The following is a 16,345-nucleotide window of genomic DNA, read 5'->3' as shown; positions in this document are numbered from 1 at the left end:
AAACCCATAAGGCACTCGGCATGCACTTGCGCGCGCCCGCCATCGTCTTGTCCGCCCGCGTTCACGGCGAAACCGCCGTCGTTGCCCGGTTGCTGACCGAGGAAGCTGGCGTGGTCGCCGGCTACGTGGCGGGGGGAAGGGGCAGGGGGCTGAGGCCGGTGGTAATCCCCGGCAACATCGTAGAGGCCGACCTTCGCTCCCGCTCCGACAGCCAGCTTCCTTTCGCCAAACTGGAACTCGTCGAAAGCCGCGGGCCATGGCTCAACGAACCCCTGGCGGCCGCGGCGATCGGGTGGGCTTGTGCGCTCACTGCGACCGCACTGCCTGAGCGGCAGGCCTATCCGCGCCTGTGGCAGGCGCTCGGCGGACTGCTGGGCGCGATTTGCCATGCGTCTTCGGCGCGCGACTGGGCGGGGGCGCTGGTCGATTACGAGGCGCTGCTGCTGCGCGAGCTTGGCTATGGCGGGGAGCGATTCCGCGGCGGCGACCTGCCGGAGATTCTCGCCGAGATGGATCGTCTTGCCGGGCCGCTGGACCACTACCTGCTTGCCGACCGGCGCGGCGATGTTATTGCCGCGCGCTCACGACTGCGGGACCTTTTGGGGCGGATGGAATGAAGATCGCATTGTTGCCGGGCGACGGTATCGGCCCGGAAATCATGGCCGATGCGAAGAAGGTGCTGGATGCCCTGCGCCTGCCGAATGTCACCTACTGGGAGGCGGACGTCGGCGGCATCGGCTATCGCCGCCACGGCCACCCGCTCCCGCCCGAAACGCTGGAGATGGCGAAGGCGGCCGATGCGGTGCTGTTCGGCGCCGTGGGCGATCCGACGTGCGACGGGCTCGAACGGCATTTGCGGCCGGAGCAGGCGATCCTCGGCCTGCGCCAGGCGCTCGGCCTGTTCGCCAACTTGCGCCCCGCGACGATGTTTCCGGGGCTGGAGGACCTGTCGGCGCTGCGCCCGGAAGTCGCCCGCGCGATTGACCTGCTGATCGTCCGCGAGCTGAACGGTGACGTCTATTTCGGCGAGAAGGCGATCCGCACGCTCGATGACGGCCGCCGTCAGGGCTTCGACTTCATGTCCTACGCGGAAGACGAGGTGCGGCGCATCGCACACGTCGGCTTCAAGGCAGCGCAAGGCCGCCGGCGCCGCCTGTGCAGCGTCGACAAGGCCAACGTGCTCGAGACCAGCCAGCTGTGGCGTGACGTGGTGATCGAGGTTTCGGCCGAATATCCCGATGTCGAGCTCAGCCACATGTACGTCGACAACGCGGCCATGCAGCTGGTGCGCAATCCGGGCCAGTTCGACGTGGTCGTGACCGGCAACCTGTTCGGCGACATCCTGTCCGACCAGGCGAGCATGTGCGTCGGCTCGATCGGCCTGCTGGCGAGCGCCTCCCTCGGCGAGCAGCAGACCGCGTTCGGCACCAAGGGTCTCTACGAGCCGATCCACGGCAGCGCACCGGATATCGCCGGGCAGGGCACGGCCAACCCGATGGCGACGATCCTGTCCGCCGCCATGATGCTGCGGCACTCGTTCGGCCGCGAGCAAGAAGCGGCGCGGATCGAGGCGGCCGTGGCCCGGGCGCTCGCCGATGGCGTGAAGGGCGCGGATCTCGGCGGCAGCGCCGGAACGCGCGAGATCGGCGACGCGGTGGTCGCGCGGCTCTGAGCGGCCATCAATGCTCTATTGATATTTGCCAAGTATCGGTGGAGGCCATGCACATGGGCCTTGCCGATCCCGTTCCAGCCGTAAGGACTGCCGCCGAGGCCGCCGTGAAGCCGCTCGAGCTGGCGGTCGTCCTCCCGACGCTGAACGAGAAGGCGAATATCGCGCCTATGGTCGCGCGGCTGGAGCAGGCGCTCGGGCCCTCCGGCTGGGAAGCGGTGTTCGTCGACGACGACAGCACCGACGGCACGGCCGAGGAAGCCCGCCGTATCGGCCAGACGGACCCACGTGTAAGGGTCATTCAGCGGATCGGCCGCCGCGGCCTTGCCAGCGCTGCGATCGAAGGCATGTGCGCCACCGCCGCGCCTTACGTCGCGGTGATGGACGCCGACCACCAGCATGACCCGCAGCTGCTGCTCGACATGCTCGAAGCCGTTAAGTCCGGGGAATACGATCTCGCCTATGCCTCGCGTTTCGCCGACGGGGGAAGCGCCGCGGGCCTTTCCAGCACCCGGCGGGAGCGGGGCTCGCGCATCGCCAACGCGCTTGCCCGCAGGCTCACCGGCACGGAACTGTCCGATCCTATGAGCGGCTTTTTCCTGCTCAGTGCGGACCGCTTGCGCCAGCAGGCCGCGCGGCTGTCCGGCATCGGCTTCAAGATCATGCTCGACATTCTCGCCACGGCCAGTCCGCCCCTGAAGGTGAAGGAGTTCCCGTTGCAGTTCGCCCGCCGCGCCGCCGGTGAAAGCAAGCTCGACCACGGCGTCGCGCTCGATTTCCTGGCCGGCCTCTACGAACGCTGGCTTGGCAGGTTCATCCCCACGCGCTTCGCGCTGTTCGGTACGGTCGGCGGGCTCGGCGTGGGCGTGCACATGGCGGTGCTTTCGGTGCTCTACCTCGCCTTCGGCAGCGGCTTCGCGCTGGCCCAGGCCGTGGCCACCGTGGTGGCGATGACCTTCAACTTCTGGCTCAACAACCTGCTGACCTACCGCGACCAGAAGCTGGCGGGAGCCAGGGACCTGTTCTTCGGCTGGCTGAAGTTCTGCGCCACGTGCGCCGTCGGCACCTTCGCCAACGTCGCGGCGGCGACGATGCTGCAGGCGAACGGCTTCGCCTGGTGGACTGCCGCGCTGGCCGGCATCGCCCTGGCATCGGTGTGGAATTACGCGCTGTCGAGCAAGTTCGTCTGGGGCCGCTTCAGGTAGGGCCCGTCACCGCCAGCTGTCGAGCCAGGTGAACTCGAGGAAGCTCATCTGGCCCGAGAGCGGCGCGGCTGTGAGGACCGGCAGGAAGTAGGCGAAGAACGCCGCGCTGCCGGCCAGCACCGCCAGCGGCAGCCAGCGCGTCCCGCGCCGCCACATGGCATCCAGCGCCAGGGCCAGCGCTCCGATCAGGAAGCAGCTCGGCAGCAGGTAGTGGTAATAGAACTGGACCGGCTTCTGCGCCACGATCCAGGTGCCGAGCGCCACGGCATAGAGCACGGCTACCGCCAGCGCATCCTTGCGCCCGCCCCGGATCCCCGCCCACGCGGCCCAGGCAAGCGCACCGAGGCCGAGGATCATCGTCAGCGGATTGCCGATCAGCAGAATGCCGCGCTGGGCGCCGTCGACGGGCTCGTAGAGGTACCAGATGCCGCGCCAGTTGGAGACCCATTCGTACCACACGCTTTGGTACGTGTGCGGCTGCACGACCTGCCCCTGCAGCTCGATCATCCGCCGGTGCAGCTCTATCAGTCCGTCCGGGGCGAGCGGATCGGTGGCGTAGAACAACGCCGGCGCGAAGGTCAGGGCATATGTCGCCAGCGGCACGACGCCGAGCCACAGAACCGCTTCCCAGATCGTGATGCCCGCAATGGGCGCGGCGCGGCTCGACACGAACGCACGCCAGCCGGCGGCATGCAGCCGCACCGCCGCGAAGGCGAGCCCGGGGACCATGGCCAGCGGGGCCGCGTTCCACTTCGAAGCCATCGACAGGCCGAGCGCCACGCCGGCGATCGCCAGGCGCCGGCGGCCTGTCTCGTTCTCCCGCACGGCCCCGGCGATCTGCCACAGCGCCACCAGCAGGAAGCTGGCCATGAACACGTCGAGCATGGCGATGCGGCTCTGGACCAGCAGCGGAAACGCCGTCGCCAGCAGGATTCCGCCGGCGATCGAGGCGAAGCGGGCGTTGCAGGCGAACCACAGCGCCCGCATGGCGGCGAACAGCCCCAGCGTGCCGAACAGCCCCGGCATGATCCGCCAGCCGAAGGGATTGTCGCCGAACAGCATGATGCCCAGCGCGATCAGTTCCTTGCCCAGCAGCGGGTGCTCGACGTTGACCGGGTGCGACAGGGCGATCAGCGCCCGCGCGGCGGGCAGGTAGTGGACTTCGTCGAAGAACGGCTTGGAGGGGATCCCCAGCCGCACGAACACGAGCCCCAGGAAGGCCAGCGCGATCAGCACATGCCAGGCGAGGGGGTCACGCGGATGCACGGGCGCCTGGCTCATCGGCCCGAGCCTACGGGGCCCGGCCGCCCGGAGCAAGCTCGTGCTTGCCCGATGCGGCTGCCGACCCTAAACCGCCCGCGATGAAGAAGACCACAGGCACCGACCGCTCGATCACCTCCAAATGGCGGCCCGCGACCCGCGCCGTCCGCGCCGGCACCTGGCGCTCCGAACATGGCGAGACGAGCGAGGCGCTGTTCCTCACCAGCGGCTACACTTACGACGATGCCGCGACCGTAGCCGCCCGCTTCGCCGGGGAGGCGGAGGGGATGACCTACTCGCGGCTGCAAAACCCGACCGTCGCGATGCTGGAGGAACGCATCGCCGCGTTGGAAGGCGCCGAGGCCTGCCGTGTCCAGGCGACCGGCATGGCGGCGATGACCACTGCGCTGCTGTGCCAGCTTTCCGCCGGCGATCACGTCGTTGCCGGCCGCGCCGCGTTCGGATCGTGCCGCTGGCTGGTCGACAACCTCCTGCCGAAGTTCGGCATCGAGACGACGGTGATCGACGCCTGCGACAACGCGGCCTGGGAAGCGGCCGTTCGCCCCAACACGAAAGTGTTCTTCTTCGAAACCCCCGCCAACCCCACGATGGACGTGGTCGACCTCGCCTTCGTCTGCGGGCTCGCCCGGTCGCATGGGATCACTTCGGTCGTCGACAATGCCTTCGCCACGGCTGCGCTGCAGCGCCCGATGGAATTCGGCGCCGACGTGGTGGCCTATTCGGCGACCAAACTCATGGAAGGGCAGGGCCGGGTGCTCGCCGGGGCCGTCTGCGCCAGCAAGGAGTGGATGGACAACGTCCTGCTGCCGTTCCAGCGCAACACCGGGCCGAACCTTTCGCCCTTCAACGCCTGGGTCGTGCTGAAGGGTCTCGAAACGCTCGACCTGCGTGCCCGCCGGCAAAGCGAGAACGCGCTGGAAGTGGCGCGGTTCGTGGAAGGCCGCGTCCCGACGATGCTACACCCGGGCCTGCCGAGCCATCCGCAGCACAACCTGGCGATGCGCCAGATGGACGCGGCCGGGCCGATCTTCAGCTTCGTGCTCGACGGCGGCCGCGCCCAGGCGCACGCAGTGCTCGATGCGCTGCAACTGATCGACATTTCCAACAACATCGGCGATTCCAAGTCGCTGCTCTGCCACCCGGCGAGCACGACCCATGCGAACCTGGGCGAAGAGGCGCGCGCGGAAATGGGCGTTTCGGAAGGGATGCTGCGAATGAACGTCGGGCTGGAGGATCCGCAGGATCTGATCGCAGATCTCGACCAGGCGCTCGCTAGGGCCGGGCTCTAGATGTCGGTGCCGGGGATGCGCAGGTCGGCGACCGATGCTTCGATGAAGGGGCTGGGATGACCGAACTCCGCAACTTCTACGCCGCGCTGGTCGAATCCTCCGACGATGCGATCGTCGCCAAGAACACCGATGGCGTGGTGATCTCCTGGAACCCGGCCGCGGAAAAGCTGTTCGGCTGGACCGCGCGCGAGATGATCGGCGGATCGATCCGCCGGCTCCTCCCTGCGGATCGGCAGGAGGAGGAAGACGAGATCCTCAGCCGCATCAGGTCCGGCACGCGGGTGGAGCCGTTCTATACCAAGCGCCTGCACAAGAAAGGGCACCTGCTCGACGTGTCGGTCAGCGTCTCTCCGGTGCGGGACGAACGCGGCAAGGTTATCGGCGCCAGCAAGATCGCCCGCGACGTCGGCCCCTACTTGCGCGCGCAAGAGCAGATCCGCGAAAGCGAGGAGCGCTTCCGTACCCTGGCCGAAACGATCTCCCAGCTCGCCTGGATCGCCGACCCCGAAGGCGAGGTCCTTTGGTACAACCAGCGCTGGTACGAATACACCGGGACCAAGCCGGAGGAAGTCGAAGGCTCGGGCTGGAGGAAGCTGCAGCACCCCGACCACCTGGAGAATGTGGAGCGGCACTTCCGCCAGGCGCTCGTCAGCGGTGTGGAGTGGGAGGACACGTTCCCGCTGCGGGGCAAGAACGGCGAGTACCGCTGGTTCCTGTCGCGCGCCAAGCCGATCCGCAACGAAGCTGGCGAGATCGTCCAGTGGTTCGGCACGAACACCGACATCACCGATCAGCGCGAACAGGCCGAGCAGATCCGCCTCCTGCTGATGGAGGTCAACCATCGCTCGAAGAACATGCTGACCACGATCCAGGCGCTTGCTCGTCGCAGCGCCCCGGATGAAGCGGGCTTCCTCGCCCGGTTCGAGGACCGGGTGCGCAGCCTGGCGGTCAACCAGGACATCCTCGTGGGCCGGGAGTGGCGCGAGGTGCCGGTTCGGGACCTGGTCCGCGAACAGCTCGCCTTCATCAGCGACGCGCCCGGCGAGCTGCGGGTGTCCGGGCCGGATCTCGCGCTCACGCCGCGCACTGCCGAAGTGATCGGCATGGCGCTGCACGAACTGGCCACCAACTCCCTCAAGTACGGCGCGCTCTCCATCGCAGCCGGTCATGTCGTCATCGGCTGGGATCGCGGCGTAAACGGCAACGGCTTCTCGATCTGGTGGCGGGAGGGCGGCGGCCCGCCCGTGGTGGAGCCCGAACGCTCTGGCTTCGGCACCACGCTGATCCGCGACGTTCCGCGGCACAACCTCGATGCGGAGGTGACGCTCAGCTATCACTCCGGCGGCGTCTGCTGGGAGCTGAAATGCGGGCAGGGCGCACTGGTAGCGCCGAGCCGGCCGGAGAGTCGCTGAAGCCGCTGCGCAGGGCCCTTGCCGCCGGCCCGGAAAGCGCTACGCTGGCAGTGCCATGATTGACGCGCTCCACAGCCTGTTCCAGCACACGGCCATCACCGACGGCGTTTCGGTGCGGGTGGCGGTCAGCTTCATGCCCGAGCAGTCGCAGGTCGAAGCCGGCAAGTGGTTCTGGGTCTATCACATCCGCATCGAGAACGGCCGCGATGACACGATCCAGCTGCTCACCCGCCACTGGCGGATCAGCGACTCGCGCGGCATGATCAACCTGGTCGATGGCGAAGGCGTCGTCGGCGAAACGCCGATCCTCGCCCCGGGCGAATCGCACGACTATGTCTCGGGATGCCCGCTGCCGACGCCGCACGGCTCGATGCAGGGGCACTACACCTTCCGCGACCAGCAGGGGCAGCTGTTCGAAGTGGCCATCCCCTTCTTCCCCCTCGCAGCCCCCGCCGCAGCGGCGGGCTAAAGGCGCACGGCGCCTCCACCACCTTCACCCCCATCTCTGAAGAGGAGGGGGCTTTCCCGCCTAATGCGCTCGCAGAGGCGCGGAGGCGCAGAGGGTTTGCTCACGCAAAGGCGCGAAGGCGCAAAGATCGCGCTTGGGCTCTGGAGACTTGGTCGGAGAGCGGCTTCGCCTCTAGCGCCCCTCCTCTTCAGAGGGGGGGTTGGCCCTCGTGCGGGCGTGGCGGGCGGTGCTTGGACTGAAGAGGGGCGCTCCCGCCGGGAAGCGCCCCTCTCGAACTTAGAAGTTGTACCCGATCGTCGCGCCGTAGGTGCGCGGCGGCAGGTAGGTGGCGCCGATGAGCCGGCCCGTCGCGAGGGCGAACGTGCTGCTCTTGCGGTCGACGTCGAACAGGTTCTTGGCGAAGACCTGGAAGCTCAGCCGGTCGTCGGCGGTGCGATAGATCGCGCCGATGTCGACCATGGTGTAGGCCTTGGAGCTTTCGATCTCGCGCTGGTACTCCGTGAAGTAGACCCGGCTCCGGTACGTCACGTCACCCTGCAGCGTGAGTTCGCCGCTGTTCACGAAGGGGATGTCGTACTCGGCATGCACGTTCCACGCCCATTCCGGCGTGTTACGCACGGCGTTCCCGGCCAGCTGGATCTCGCAGGTCCGCGTTGCCGGATCGAGATCGCCCGCGCACGGTGCGCCGAATTCGGTCGGGCCCGGGTTCGTCACCGGATCGTACGCCGGACGGCCGGGAGTCGCTACGTTGCGCGGATCGAGCGGGTCGAGAGTTACGAAGTCGACGTACTCGGCATCGGTGTACGACAGCGATCCGCTCATCCTGAAGTCCGGCGTGATCCGGCCGAAGATGTCGAGCTCGATACCCTTCGCCTTCGTGCCGGCGGCGTTCTCGAAGATTGTCGTATAGCCCGTCGGGCCGCCGGCGATTGTCTTGTTGAGCTGCGCACCCTGCAGGTCGTACGTGTAGGCGGCGAGGTTGACCGAAACGCCGTTCGCCACCGTGGCCTTGATGCCGGCTTCGTGGTTCTGCAGCTTCTCGGGATCGACGATCGTGCGGCTGCCGGCGGCGTTCTCGCCCGATCCGGCTTTGAAGCCTTCCGCGTAGGTATAGTACAGCATCAGGTCGGGGTTCGGTTCCCACTGCAGGCCAACCTCGGGGGTGAAGTCCTTGAAGCTGCGCTCCACGAACGTGCCCGCCTCGGTGAAGCGGATCACCGGTCCGCGCCCGCCGGCCGCGATGATGATCGACGGGTTGCGGGAATCGACCTTCTCCTGGCTGTAGCGGCCGCCGAGCTTGAGCGTGAACTGGTCGAGGGCAGGGGTCAGCATGCCGAGCCCGATGTTGGCCTGGCCGAAGATCGCCCATGCTTCGGTGCCCAGATTCGACCGGGTGCAGACGCGCTTGGGAGCGATGATGGTGCTGCCGCCGGTGACGCTATCCGGCGAATAGCCGCACAGCGCGTAAGCTTCGTCGAGATCGACGCCCGCTGCCTGGAGCAGCGGGATGTTAGAAGCCATGCCGTTGCGGCGCGAGAGGCCGACGTTGTCAATCGGGCGCTGGCGTTCGTGGAAGTAGAAGCCGCCGACGACCAGATCGAAATTGTCGATCGAGTAGTTGAACTGCAGCTCGTTCGAATACTGCACGCTGTCGATCCGGCGTTCCTGCACGGTGGTCGACTGGCCGTTCGTCTGCAGGCTGTTCACCACTGCCGACAGGTCCAGGTCCTGGAACAGCGAGCTTTCGAAATCGCGGTAGTTGGCGATGTTGGTTAGCGTGAGCGCGTCGCTCAGCTCCGTGCGGAACGTGCCGGTGAACGAGTAGCTGTCGGTGATCGTGCCGACGTCGACTTCCGAGGCGAGGTCGCGCGGGTCGGTGGCATAGCCGCCGACGCCGAGCGGCGCGAGCCGCGGCACGCCGGGGAACGATGCCCGCAGGTAGTGGATCGCGCCCGAGTGGTCGTCCTGGCGGAAGTATTCGCCGGACAGCAGCAGGTCGGTCGTATCCGACATGTTGAACTGCAGCATGGCGCGGACCATCCGCCGCTTGAGATCGTCGACCTCCGAACCGGTGATCGGGTTCTCGCCGTAACCGTCGCGGTCCTCGATTTTGCCGGCGACGCGGAACAGGACGTTCTCGGTGATCGGGCCGCTGATCGCGGTTTCCGCGATGATCGCGTTGTAGTTGCCGTAAGTCAGTCGGCCGTAACCGGAGAAGTCGCTGGTTGGCTTCGCGGTGATCAGGTTGATCGAGCCGCCCGTGGCGTTGCGGCCGTAGAGCGTGCCCTGCGGTCCGCGCAGGACCTCGACTCGCTCCAGATCGAACAGGCTGGTCAGCTGCGCCTCTGCGCGAGCCACCACGGCGCCGTCGACGTGGAGCGCGACGCCGGTGGCGTTGCCGGTCGTCGAGGTGTTCGCGCCGACGCCGCGGATGAAGATCTTCGCCTGGTTGAAGTCGTTGCCGAAGTTCACGCTCGGCACGATCGTCTGCAGGTCCTGCAGGTTGTTGACCTGGCTGGTCGCCAGGCGGTCGGCACCGACCGCGATCACCGAGGCGCTGACGTCCTGCAGCGTCTGCTCGCGGCGCTGCGCGGTGACGACGATCGCGTTGCCGTCGGTCGGCTCGAGCGTGGGATCGGTCGCGGCCTGCTGCGCGTCATCCTGGGCGGAAGTCTGCGGGGTCTGGCTCGGCTCGGTGGAGCCGCCGGCCTGGGCGAAGGCGGGGGCGGATGTGCCGGCCAGCAACAGTGCGGCCAGCGCGGGATACTTGAAGGACATGAACAACTCCCAACGTTTTGTGATGGTTTGGGGCGCCGTTACGATTGGCCAAACACCCCGGCAAGGCTGCAGGGCACCGCCGGCAGCAATTGTTTTCACAGTGTGTGGTTTGCGTAACGCTACGCCCCGCTCGCAAGCCGTTGCCAGCCGCAGGTTCGGACCCTAAACGCGTGGGCTCCATGAAGCGCACGCACCTCCCCCTCAACGCCCTGCGCGTGTTCGATGCCGCCGCGCGGCACTTGTCGTTCACCCGCGCCGCGGACGAGCTCGCCGTCACGCCCGCCGCCGTCGGGCAGCAGATCCGCGCGCTGGAGGACGTCCTCGGTGTCGTGCTGTTCCGGCGCACCTCGAAGGGCCTGGAACTGACAGACGAGGCCGAGGCCGGGCTCGATCCGCTGCGTGAAGGGTTCCTGCGGTTCGAGGAATCGGTCCAGGCCATGCAGGCGGGCCAGTCGAGCCATTTCTACACCATCGCCGCCCCGCGCGAGTTCTACGCCCAGTGGCTCGCCCAGCGCCTGGCGGCGTTCCGCGCGGCCAATCCGGAAGTGCGCTACCAGCTGATCGGCGGCGACGAGGTAGACTTCACCGAGGCTAACCTCGATGTCGCCATCCGCCTGACCGAAGGCCCCGACGAATTGGAAGGCGTCCAGCTGGCGCCGGCCCAGCGGGTCGTCGTCGCCTCCGCCGAAGCGCCGGACGAATGGATCGCCTGGCCCGGCGCGCCATTGCCGGACGGCGTGGAGCCCGCGCTACAGGTCGGCAACGCCGGCCAGGCGCTGGCCAGCGCGATCGCCGGGCTGGGCAAGGCGATGCTGCCGCTGCTCCTGTGCGAGGAAGCGCTCGAAGCCGGCCGCCTGAAGATCCTGGAAGGACCGGAGGAGGGCCGCCGCGCCTATTGGCTCGTGGCCCCGCGGCCGCAATGGCGGCAGAAAAAGGTCAAGACGCTGGTGGCGTTCCTTTCCGGCCAGTAAGCGCCCGGCGGGGAGCGCCGATGCGCTCCAAATCCTAGCGAGCCTGTCGAGCCAAGAAAAAACGTCCGCATTCTGCAAGGAACCGCTTGTCGATTTCGTAGTTTGCATATCACTCCGCGGCAACGGCCCCCCAACCCCCCGCCGCGGATGGGGCCAGAAATGGTTCGGGGCCTCCGCGCACAGCCCCCGCGCGGAGGCCCATCAGCCCCAGGCATCTTGCACCGCGCCGGCCGTTTCGCCATTTGAGCCCAATGGCCGAGTCCTGCTGTTCCGCAAAATCGACCGAGCTCGAGCGCATCGCCCGGCAGGCGGACCAGCGCCGCGTGCTGGTGACGGTGCTGGCGATCAACGCAGCGATGTTCGTGCTGGAATTCGGCGCGGGCGTCGTCGCCGGCTCGGCGGCGCTGATGGCCGACGCGGCGGACATGCTCGGGGACGCGCTGGTCTACGCCGTCAGCCTCTACGCGCTCGCCCGCAGCGACCGCTGGAAGGCCGGCGCGGCGATGTTCAAGGGCGTGTTCATCCTGGCGCTCGGCATCGGCATCGCGATAAACGTCGCGGTCAAGATCCGCAGCGGCGTGCCGCCTTCCTCCACCCTGATGCTGGTGTTCGGCGGCCTCGCTCTCGCGGCCAACCTCGTGTGCTTTCGCCTGCTGTGGCGCTTCCGCGCGCAGGACGTGAACATGGCCAGCACGTTCGAATGCTCGCGCAACGACCTGATCAACAATGTCGGCGTGCTGATCGCGGCCGGCCTGGTGATCGTCTTCGCCTCGCCTTGGCCGGACCTTCTGATCGGCTCGGCGATGGCCGCGCTGTTCCTGCGCTCCTCCTGGCGGGTGATCGCCCAGGCGGCTCCGCAGCTTCGCACGACGGATCCGGCCTCGCCGTCGCCGAGGACATGATCGGGGTAGGCTCCAATGCCGGCAAGCACTTGGGAACACATCGAACCTATCGCGGTTAACGTGCGCATGCGATCAGCGAAAGAAGCCGGTGACTCCGCCGGCGCGCCGGGTATCCGGCCATCCATCTCTTCCGACCACCGGTGAAAGACGCCGCAGCCGAAGGGCCGCTGGCGTTTCTTGCCGGCGGAGGCTCGCTTGGCGAGATGATCCTGGCGCTCGACTGGAGCACGTCGCCGCTGGGCGATCCCGAAGGTTGGCCGGCGCCGCTCAAGTCGGTCGTCTCGCTGATGCTGAATTCGAAGTTTCCGATGTTCGTCGCCTGGGGGGACGAACTCGGCTTCCTGTACAACGATGCCTACGCGCCCATTCTCGGGGCCAAGCACCCGGCCGCGCTCGGGCAGAGGTTCGAAGAGATCTGGGCCGAGATCTGGCCTGACCTCGGCCCGCTGGTCGACCGCGCGCTCGATGGCGAGGCCTCCTGGCTCGACGACCTGCCGCTGACGATGAAGCGGCACGGCTACGACGAGGACACCTGGTTCACCTTCTCCTACTCGCCGATCCGCGACGAGCAGGGCCATGTGCGCGGCCTGTTCTGCGCCTGCACCGAGACGACCGAGAAAGTCCGCGCGGTCCGCACGATCAAGTCGGAGCGGGAACGGCTGGAGAACCTCTTCGCCCAGGCGCCGGGGTTCATGGCCATGGTCTCCGGGCCGAGCCACACGTTCGAACTTGTCAACGAAGCATATCAGCGCCTGATCGGCGACCGCACGCTGGTCGGCCTGCCGGTGCGGGAAGCGCTGCCGGAGCTGGAGGGGCAGGGCTTCTTCGAGCTGCTGGACAACGTCTACCGGACCGGCGAGCCGTTCGTCGGCCGCCAGCAGCCCCTGCTTGTCCGCCGCACTCCTGACGGGCCTATCGAGCAGGCCTACCTCGACTTCATCTACCAGCCGGTGCGGGACTCCGAGGGCGCCGTCACCGGCATCTTCGCCGAAGGGTACGACGTCACCGAGCAGAGCCTGTCCGAAGAACGGATGGCGACCCATGCGCGGGTCCTGGAAACGCTGAACCAGACGGGCGCGGCGCTTGCTTCGGAGCTCGATCTCGACAAGATCGTCCAGCGGGTGACGGACGCCGGCGTGGCCCTCACTGGCGCGCAGTTCGGCGCGTTCTTCTACAACACGGTGGACCAGAACGGCGAAGCGCTCGTGCTCTACAGCCTGACCGGCGCCGACCGGGCGCAGTTCGACCAGTTCGGCCATCCCCGCGCGACCGAAGTGTTCAAGCCCACGTTCGACGGCACGGCTATCGTCCGCTCCGACGACATCACCAAGGACCCGCGGTACGGGAAAAATGACCCGCACTTCGGAATGCCGCGCGGCCATCTGCCTGTGCGGAGCTATCTCGCCGTGCCGGTGCAGTCCCGCACCGAAGGCGTGATCGGCGGCCTGTTCTTCGGCCATGAAAAGCCGGGCAGGTTCCTGGACAGCCATGTGGAGCTTATTCGCGGGATTGCCGCCCAGGCGGCGATCGCCTTCGACAATGCCCGCCTCTACCGCGAAGCCCAGGTCGAGATCGAGCAAAGGAAGAAGGCGGAACAGCGCCAGAGCCTGCTGATCAACGAGCTCAACCACAGGGTGAAGAACACCCTTGCCATCGTCCAGGGGCTGGCGCAGCAATCGTTCAAGGGGAAGCTGCCGGTGGAAGCGGCGAGAGAGGCGTTCGATGCCCGGCTCGGCGCACTGGCAGCGGCGCACAATCTGCTCACCCGTAAGAACTGGGAGACCGCGCTGCTGTCGGAGATCATCTCGGACTCGGTAAGCGCCACCACCGGGGCGCTGTCCTCGCGAGTGACGCTCGAAGGCTCCGAAGTCGTGCTTCCGCCGCAGACCGCGGTGTCGCTGACCATGGCGGTCCACGAACTTTGCACCAACGCGATCAAGCACGGGGCGCTGTCCAACGACACTGGAACGATCGCTGTCCGCTGGGAGGTAACGCCCGGCGTGTCCGGCCCACGGCTCTACCTGGAGTGGAAGGAGGCGGGCGGCCCACCCGTCGCCGCGCCGACCCGCAGGGGTTTCGGTTCGCGGATGATCGAGCGCGGGCTGGCGGCCGAGCTGCACGGCTCGGTCACCCTGGAGTTCGCCCCTGACGGGCTCCGCTGCACCATCGACGCCCCGCTTCCGATGGCCGCCTGATGGCTCTTCGGTCGGCCCTGCTGCTGGAGGACGAGCCAATCGTCGGCTTCGCGCTCGAGGACATGCTCCTGGAGCTCGGGTTCGAGGAGGCGGAATTGGCCACCACCATCCAGCAGGCCTTCGAATACCTGGAGAGCCGCCAGCCCGACGTTGCCATCCTCGACGTCAACATTCACGGCGAACGAAGCTATGCCGTGGCCACGGCGCTGAAACAATCGGGCATCCCGTTCGTCTTCGCAACCGGATATGGCGATGCCGAGCACCCGCAGTCGCTGCGGGAAGTGCCGACGCTGACGAAGCCCTATAGCCTGAGCGATCTGCGCGACGTCCTGGCGGCCGTCCACCCCGGCGCCGCGAACGAAGACTAGCGGCCGAGGAGGCAGCATACCGTCTCGCCATCCACACTCACCCTCATCCCGGGCTTTCCCTCCGCACTTGTTCCACGTCATCCCGGACTTGTTCCGGGATCCATGGCTCCGCAAGCGCAGGTCCCGGAGGATCGAAGGTCCGTTCCGGGCCGAGGAATGGGCCCCGGACCAAGTCCGGGGTGACGAGTAGGGGGAGGGTGATGCTTTCCCATCGCCCGGCGCCGCGGCAAGCGGACGTCAGCAATGACGAGGAAAAAGCCAAGTCCCGGCGGCTCTCTCACCTCGTCATCCCGGACTTGTTCCGGGATCCATGGCTCCGCAAGCGCAGGTCCAGCCTGGTGCTGCAGGCGCCGCTGCGCACAAGCGCCGCGGCCGCTCACGGTCCTTGACCAGGGCGGCAAACCGGCCTAAGGGCGGCGCCATCCGAGTGAGGGCTGGGTTCGCTCCGCAACTGCCTCGGGCAAATAGAGCTGAACATTGCCGGTCATGTCCCGGGGGCCTTACGGGGATTCGCGGAATCCTCCAGGCCCCTTCTCTGTTGGAGCGGAAACGCTCATGGGGCAGCCGTCAAAGTAACCCGGCGTTCGCGCGCCAGGTGGAGTGTTTCAGGCCTGTCCCGGACTTGATCCGGGACCGAGTTCCGCAGGCCCCGCGCTTGTGGACGGCGATCCCCGCTTTCGCGAGGATGACGGCCAGTCGATCCGCTTCACCTTGCCGCCGTAGCGTCAATTAACCGGTGAAGAGATTCTATGCCGACGATCAACCAGCTGGTCCGTTTGGGCCGTGTTCCGCAGAAGGCCAAGAGCAAGGTCCCTGCGATGGACCAGAACCCGCAGAAGCGCGGTGTCTGCACCCGCGTCTACACGACGACTCCGAAGAAGCCGAACTCGGCGCTGCGCAAGGTGGCCAAGATCCGCCTGACCAACCAGCGCGAAGTCATCGCCTACATCCCGGGCGAGGGGCACAACCTGCAGGAGCACTCCGTGGTGCTGATCCGTGGCGGCCGCGTACGCGACCTTCCCGGTGTGCGCTATCACGTGCTGCGCGGCGTGCTCGACACCCAGGGTGTTAAGGACCGCCGTCAGAGCCGTTCCAAGTACGGCGCCAAGCGTCCGAAATAAGGCGGCGTCCGTGCCTCACCCGTCATCCTGAACGCGTTTCAGGATCCATCGGGCTCCAGGTGCGGATGTTTGCGAAGGCTTTCGAGCTCCGCACCCGGCCGTGAAATAGGCCCCGGAACAAGTCCGGGGTGACGGAACGGGGAAGCGGAAGGCTCACGAAAAAGGAATTACCGATGTCACGTCGTCGTCGTCCCGAGAAGCGGGAAATCCTGCCGGATCCCAAGTTCGGTGATCTGATCCTGTCCAAGTTCATGAACAACCTCATGTACGACGGGAAGAAGTCCACTGCGGAGCGTATCGTTTACGGTGCTCTCGAAGTGGTCGAATCCCGCGCCAAGGCCGATCCGGTTGCGGTGTTCCATGATGCGCTGAACAACATCAAGCCGCAGGTCGAAGTGCGCAGCCGCCGCGTCGGCGGTGCGACTTACCAGGTGCCGGTCGAGGTTCGCCCCGAGCGTGCTCAGGCTCTCGCGATCCGCTGGCTGATCAACGCAGCCCGCGGCCGCGCCGAGACCACCATGGCGGCCCGCCTTTCGGGCGAGCTGATGGATGCGGCCAACAACCGCGGCAATGCGGTGAAGAAGCGCGAAGACGCGCACCGCATGGCCGACGCCAACCGCGCCTTCAGCCACTATCGCTGGTAGGCCGGGCACCGCTTGAGGCCGGGGGTTCGCCCCCGGTCTTC

At 67.2% G+C, this 16,345-nt stretch carries 14 protein-coding genes; 12 read left to right on the top strand and 2 right to left on the bottom strand.

What is annotated here, in order from left to right; translation table 11 throughout:
- Nucleotides 1-20: 20 nt before the first annotated feature.
- From recO to GRI75_RS05410, 3 genes are read left to right on the top strand one after another with little or no spacing between them, the layout of a single operon-like run.
- Nucleotides 21-617 (top strand): DNA repair protein RecO, encoded by a 597-nt coding sequence (gene recO, locus GRI75_RS05420; protein WP_160745921.1) that lies wholly within the window; start codon nucleotides 21-23, stop codon nucleotides 615-617.
- A complete protein-coding gene (leuB, locus tag GRI75_RS05415) occupies nucleotides 614-1,672 on the top strand; it encodes a 3-isopropylmalate dehydrogenase (RefSeq protein ID WP_160745920.1) in 1,059 nt (352 codons plus the stop codon). Before recO ends, leuB begins: the two co-directional genes overlap by 4 nt.
- A gap of 53 nt (nucleotides 1,673-1,725) precedes the next feature.
- Nucleotides 1,726-2,874: a glycosyltransferase family 2 protein gene (locus GRI75_RS05410; protein ID WP_235911341.1), complete on the top strand. Its 1,149-nt coding sequence runs from the start codon at nucleotides 1,726-1,728 to the stop codon at nucleotides 2,872-2,874.
- 6 nt (nucleotides 2,875-2,880) lie between these two features.
- Here GRI75_RS05410 and GRI75_RS05405 read toward each other — a convergent pair whose 3' ends face one another.
- Nucleotides 2,881-4,155 carry a phospholipid carrier-dependent glycosyltransferase gene (locus GRI75_RS05405; RefSeq protein ID WP_160745919.1) on the bottom strand — a complete coding sequence of 425 codons (1,275 nt, stop codon included), beginning with the start codon at nucleotides 4,153-4,155 and terminating at the stop codon, nucleotides 2,881-2,883.
- Nucleotides 4,156-4,235: 80 nt separating this feature from the next.
- On the opposite strand from GRI75_RS05405, the gene GRI75_RS05400 reads away from it, so the two are divergent.
- From GRI75_RS05400 to apaG, 3 genes are read left to right on the top strand one after another with little or no spacing between them, the layout of a single operon-like run.
- Nucleotides 4,236-5,444 carry a trans-sulfuration enzyme family protein gene (locus tag GRI75_RS05400; protein WP_160745918.1) on the top strand — a complete coding sequence of 403 codons (1,209 nt, stop codon included), beginning with the start codon at nucleotides 4,236-4,238 and terminating at the stop codon, nucleotides 5,442-5,444.
- A 56-nt stretch (nucleotides 5,445-5,500) separates the two neighbouring features.
- Nucleotides 5,501-6,856: a PAS domain S-box protein gene (locus GRI75_RS05395; RefSeq protein ID WP_160745917.1), complete on the top strand. Its 1,356-nt coding sequence runs from the start codon at nucleotides 5,501-5,503 to the stop codon at nucleotides 6,854-6,856.
- Between the two features lie 55 nt (nucleotides 6,857-6,911).
- Nucleotides 6,912-7,325 carry a Co2+/Mg2+ efflux protein ApaG gene (gene apaG, locus GRI75_RS05390; RefSeq protein ID WP_160745916.1) on the top strand — a complete coding sequence of 138 codons (414 nt, stop codon included), beginning with the start codon at nucleotides 6,912-6,914 and terminating at the stop codon, nucleotides 7,323-7,325.
- 276 nt (nucleotides 7,326-7,601) lie between these two features.
- Here the strand turns inward: apaG and GRI75_RS05385 are convergent, their stop codons facing one another.
- Entirely contained in the window at nucleotides 7,602-10,103 is a 2,502-nt protein-coding gene (locus GRI75_RS05385) for a TonB-dependent receptor (RefSeq protein ID WP_160745915.1), read from the bottom strand.
- A 179-nt stretch (nucleotides 10,104-10,282) separates the two neighbouring features.
- Here GRI75_RS05385 and GRI75_RS05380 point away from each other — a divergent pair, with 179 nt between their 5' ends.
- The 6 genes from GRI75_RS05380 (at nucleotide 10,283) to rpsG (ending at nucleotide 16,304) form a co-directional block, all read left to right on the top strand.
- Nucleotides 10,283-11,074 carry a LysR family transcriptional regulator gene (locus tag GRI75_RS05380; protein WP_160745914.1) on the top strand — a complete coding sequence of 264 codons (792 nt, stop codon included), beginning with the start codon at nucleotides 10,283-10,285 and terminating at the stop codon, nucleotides 11,072-11,074.
- 251 nt (nucleotides 11,075-11,325) lie between these two features.
- Nucleotides 11,326-11,976 carry a cation transporter gene (locus GRI75_RS05375; RefSeq protein ID WP_160745913.1) on the top strand — a complete coding sequence of 217 codons (651 nt, stop codon included), beginning with the start codon at nucleotides 11,326-11,328 and terminating at the stop codon, nucleotides 11,974-11,976.
- 140 nt (nucleotides 11,977-12,116) lie between these two features.
- Nucleotides 12,117-14,171 (top strand): PAS domain-containing sensor histidine kinase, encoded by a 2,055-nt coding sequence (locus tag GRI75_RS05370; RefSeq protein ID WP_160745912.1) that lies wholly within the window; start codon nucleotides 12,117-12,119, stop codon nucleotides 14,169-14,171.
- A complete protein-coding gene (locus GRI75_RS05365) occupies nucleotides 14,171-14,539 on the top strand; it encodes a response regulator (RefSeq protein ID WP_160745911.1) in 369 nt (122 codons plus the stop codon). Before GRI75_RS05370 ends, GRI75_RS05365 begins: the two co-directional genes overlap by 1 nt.
- A gap of 749 nt (nucleotides 14,540-15,288) precedes the next feature.
- Complete coding sequence (rpsL, locus tag GRI75_RS05360) at nucleotides 15,289-15,660, top strand: 30S ribosomal protein S12 (RefSeq protein WP_160745910.1); 372 nt, start codon at nucleotides 15,289-15,291, stop codon at nucleotides 15,658-15,660.
- Between the two features lie 173 nt (nucleotides 15,661-15,833).
- Nucleotides 15,834-16,304 carry a 30S ribosomal protein S7 gene (gene rpsG, locus GRI75_RS05355; RefSeq protein ID WP_160745909.1) on the top strand — a complete coding sequence of 157 codons (471 nt, stop codon included), beginning with the start codon at nucleotides 15,834-15,836 and terminating at the stop codon, nucleotides 16,302-16,304.
- Nucleotides 16,305-16,345 lie beyond the last annotated feature (41 nt).

The organism is Croceibacterium soli (assembly GCF_009828065.1).
Lineage (GTDB): Bacteria > Pseudomonadota > Alphaproteobacteria > Sphingomonadales > Sphingomonadaceae > Croceibacterium_B > Croceibacterium_B soli.
Note: the sequence above shows the minus strand (reverse complement) of the source record. Positions and strands in the feature narration are given on the sequence as shown.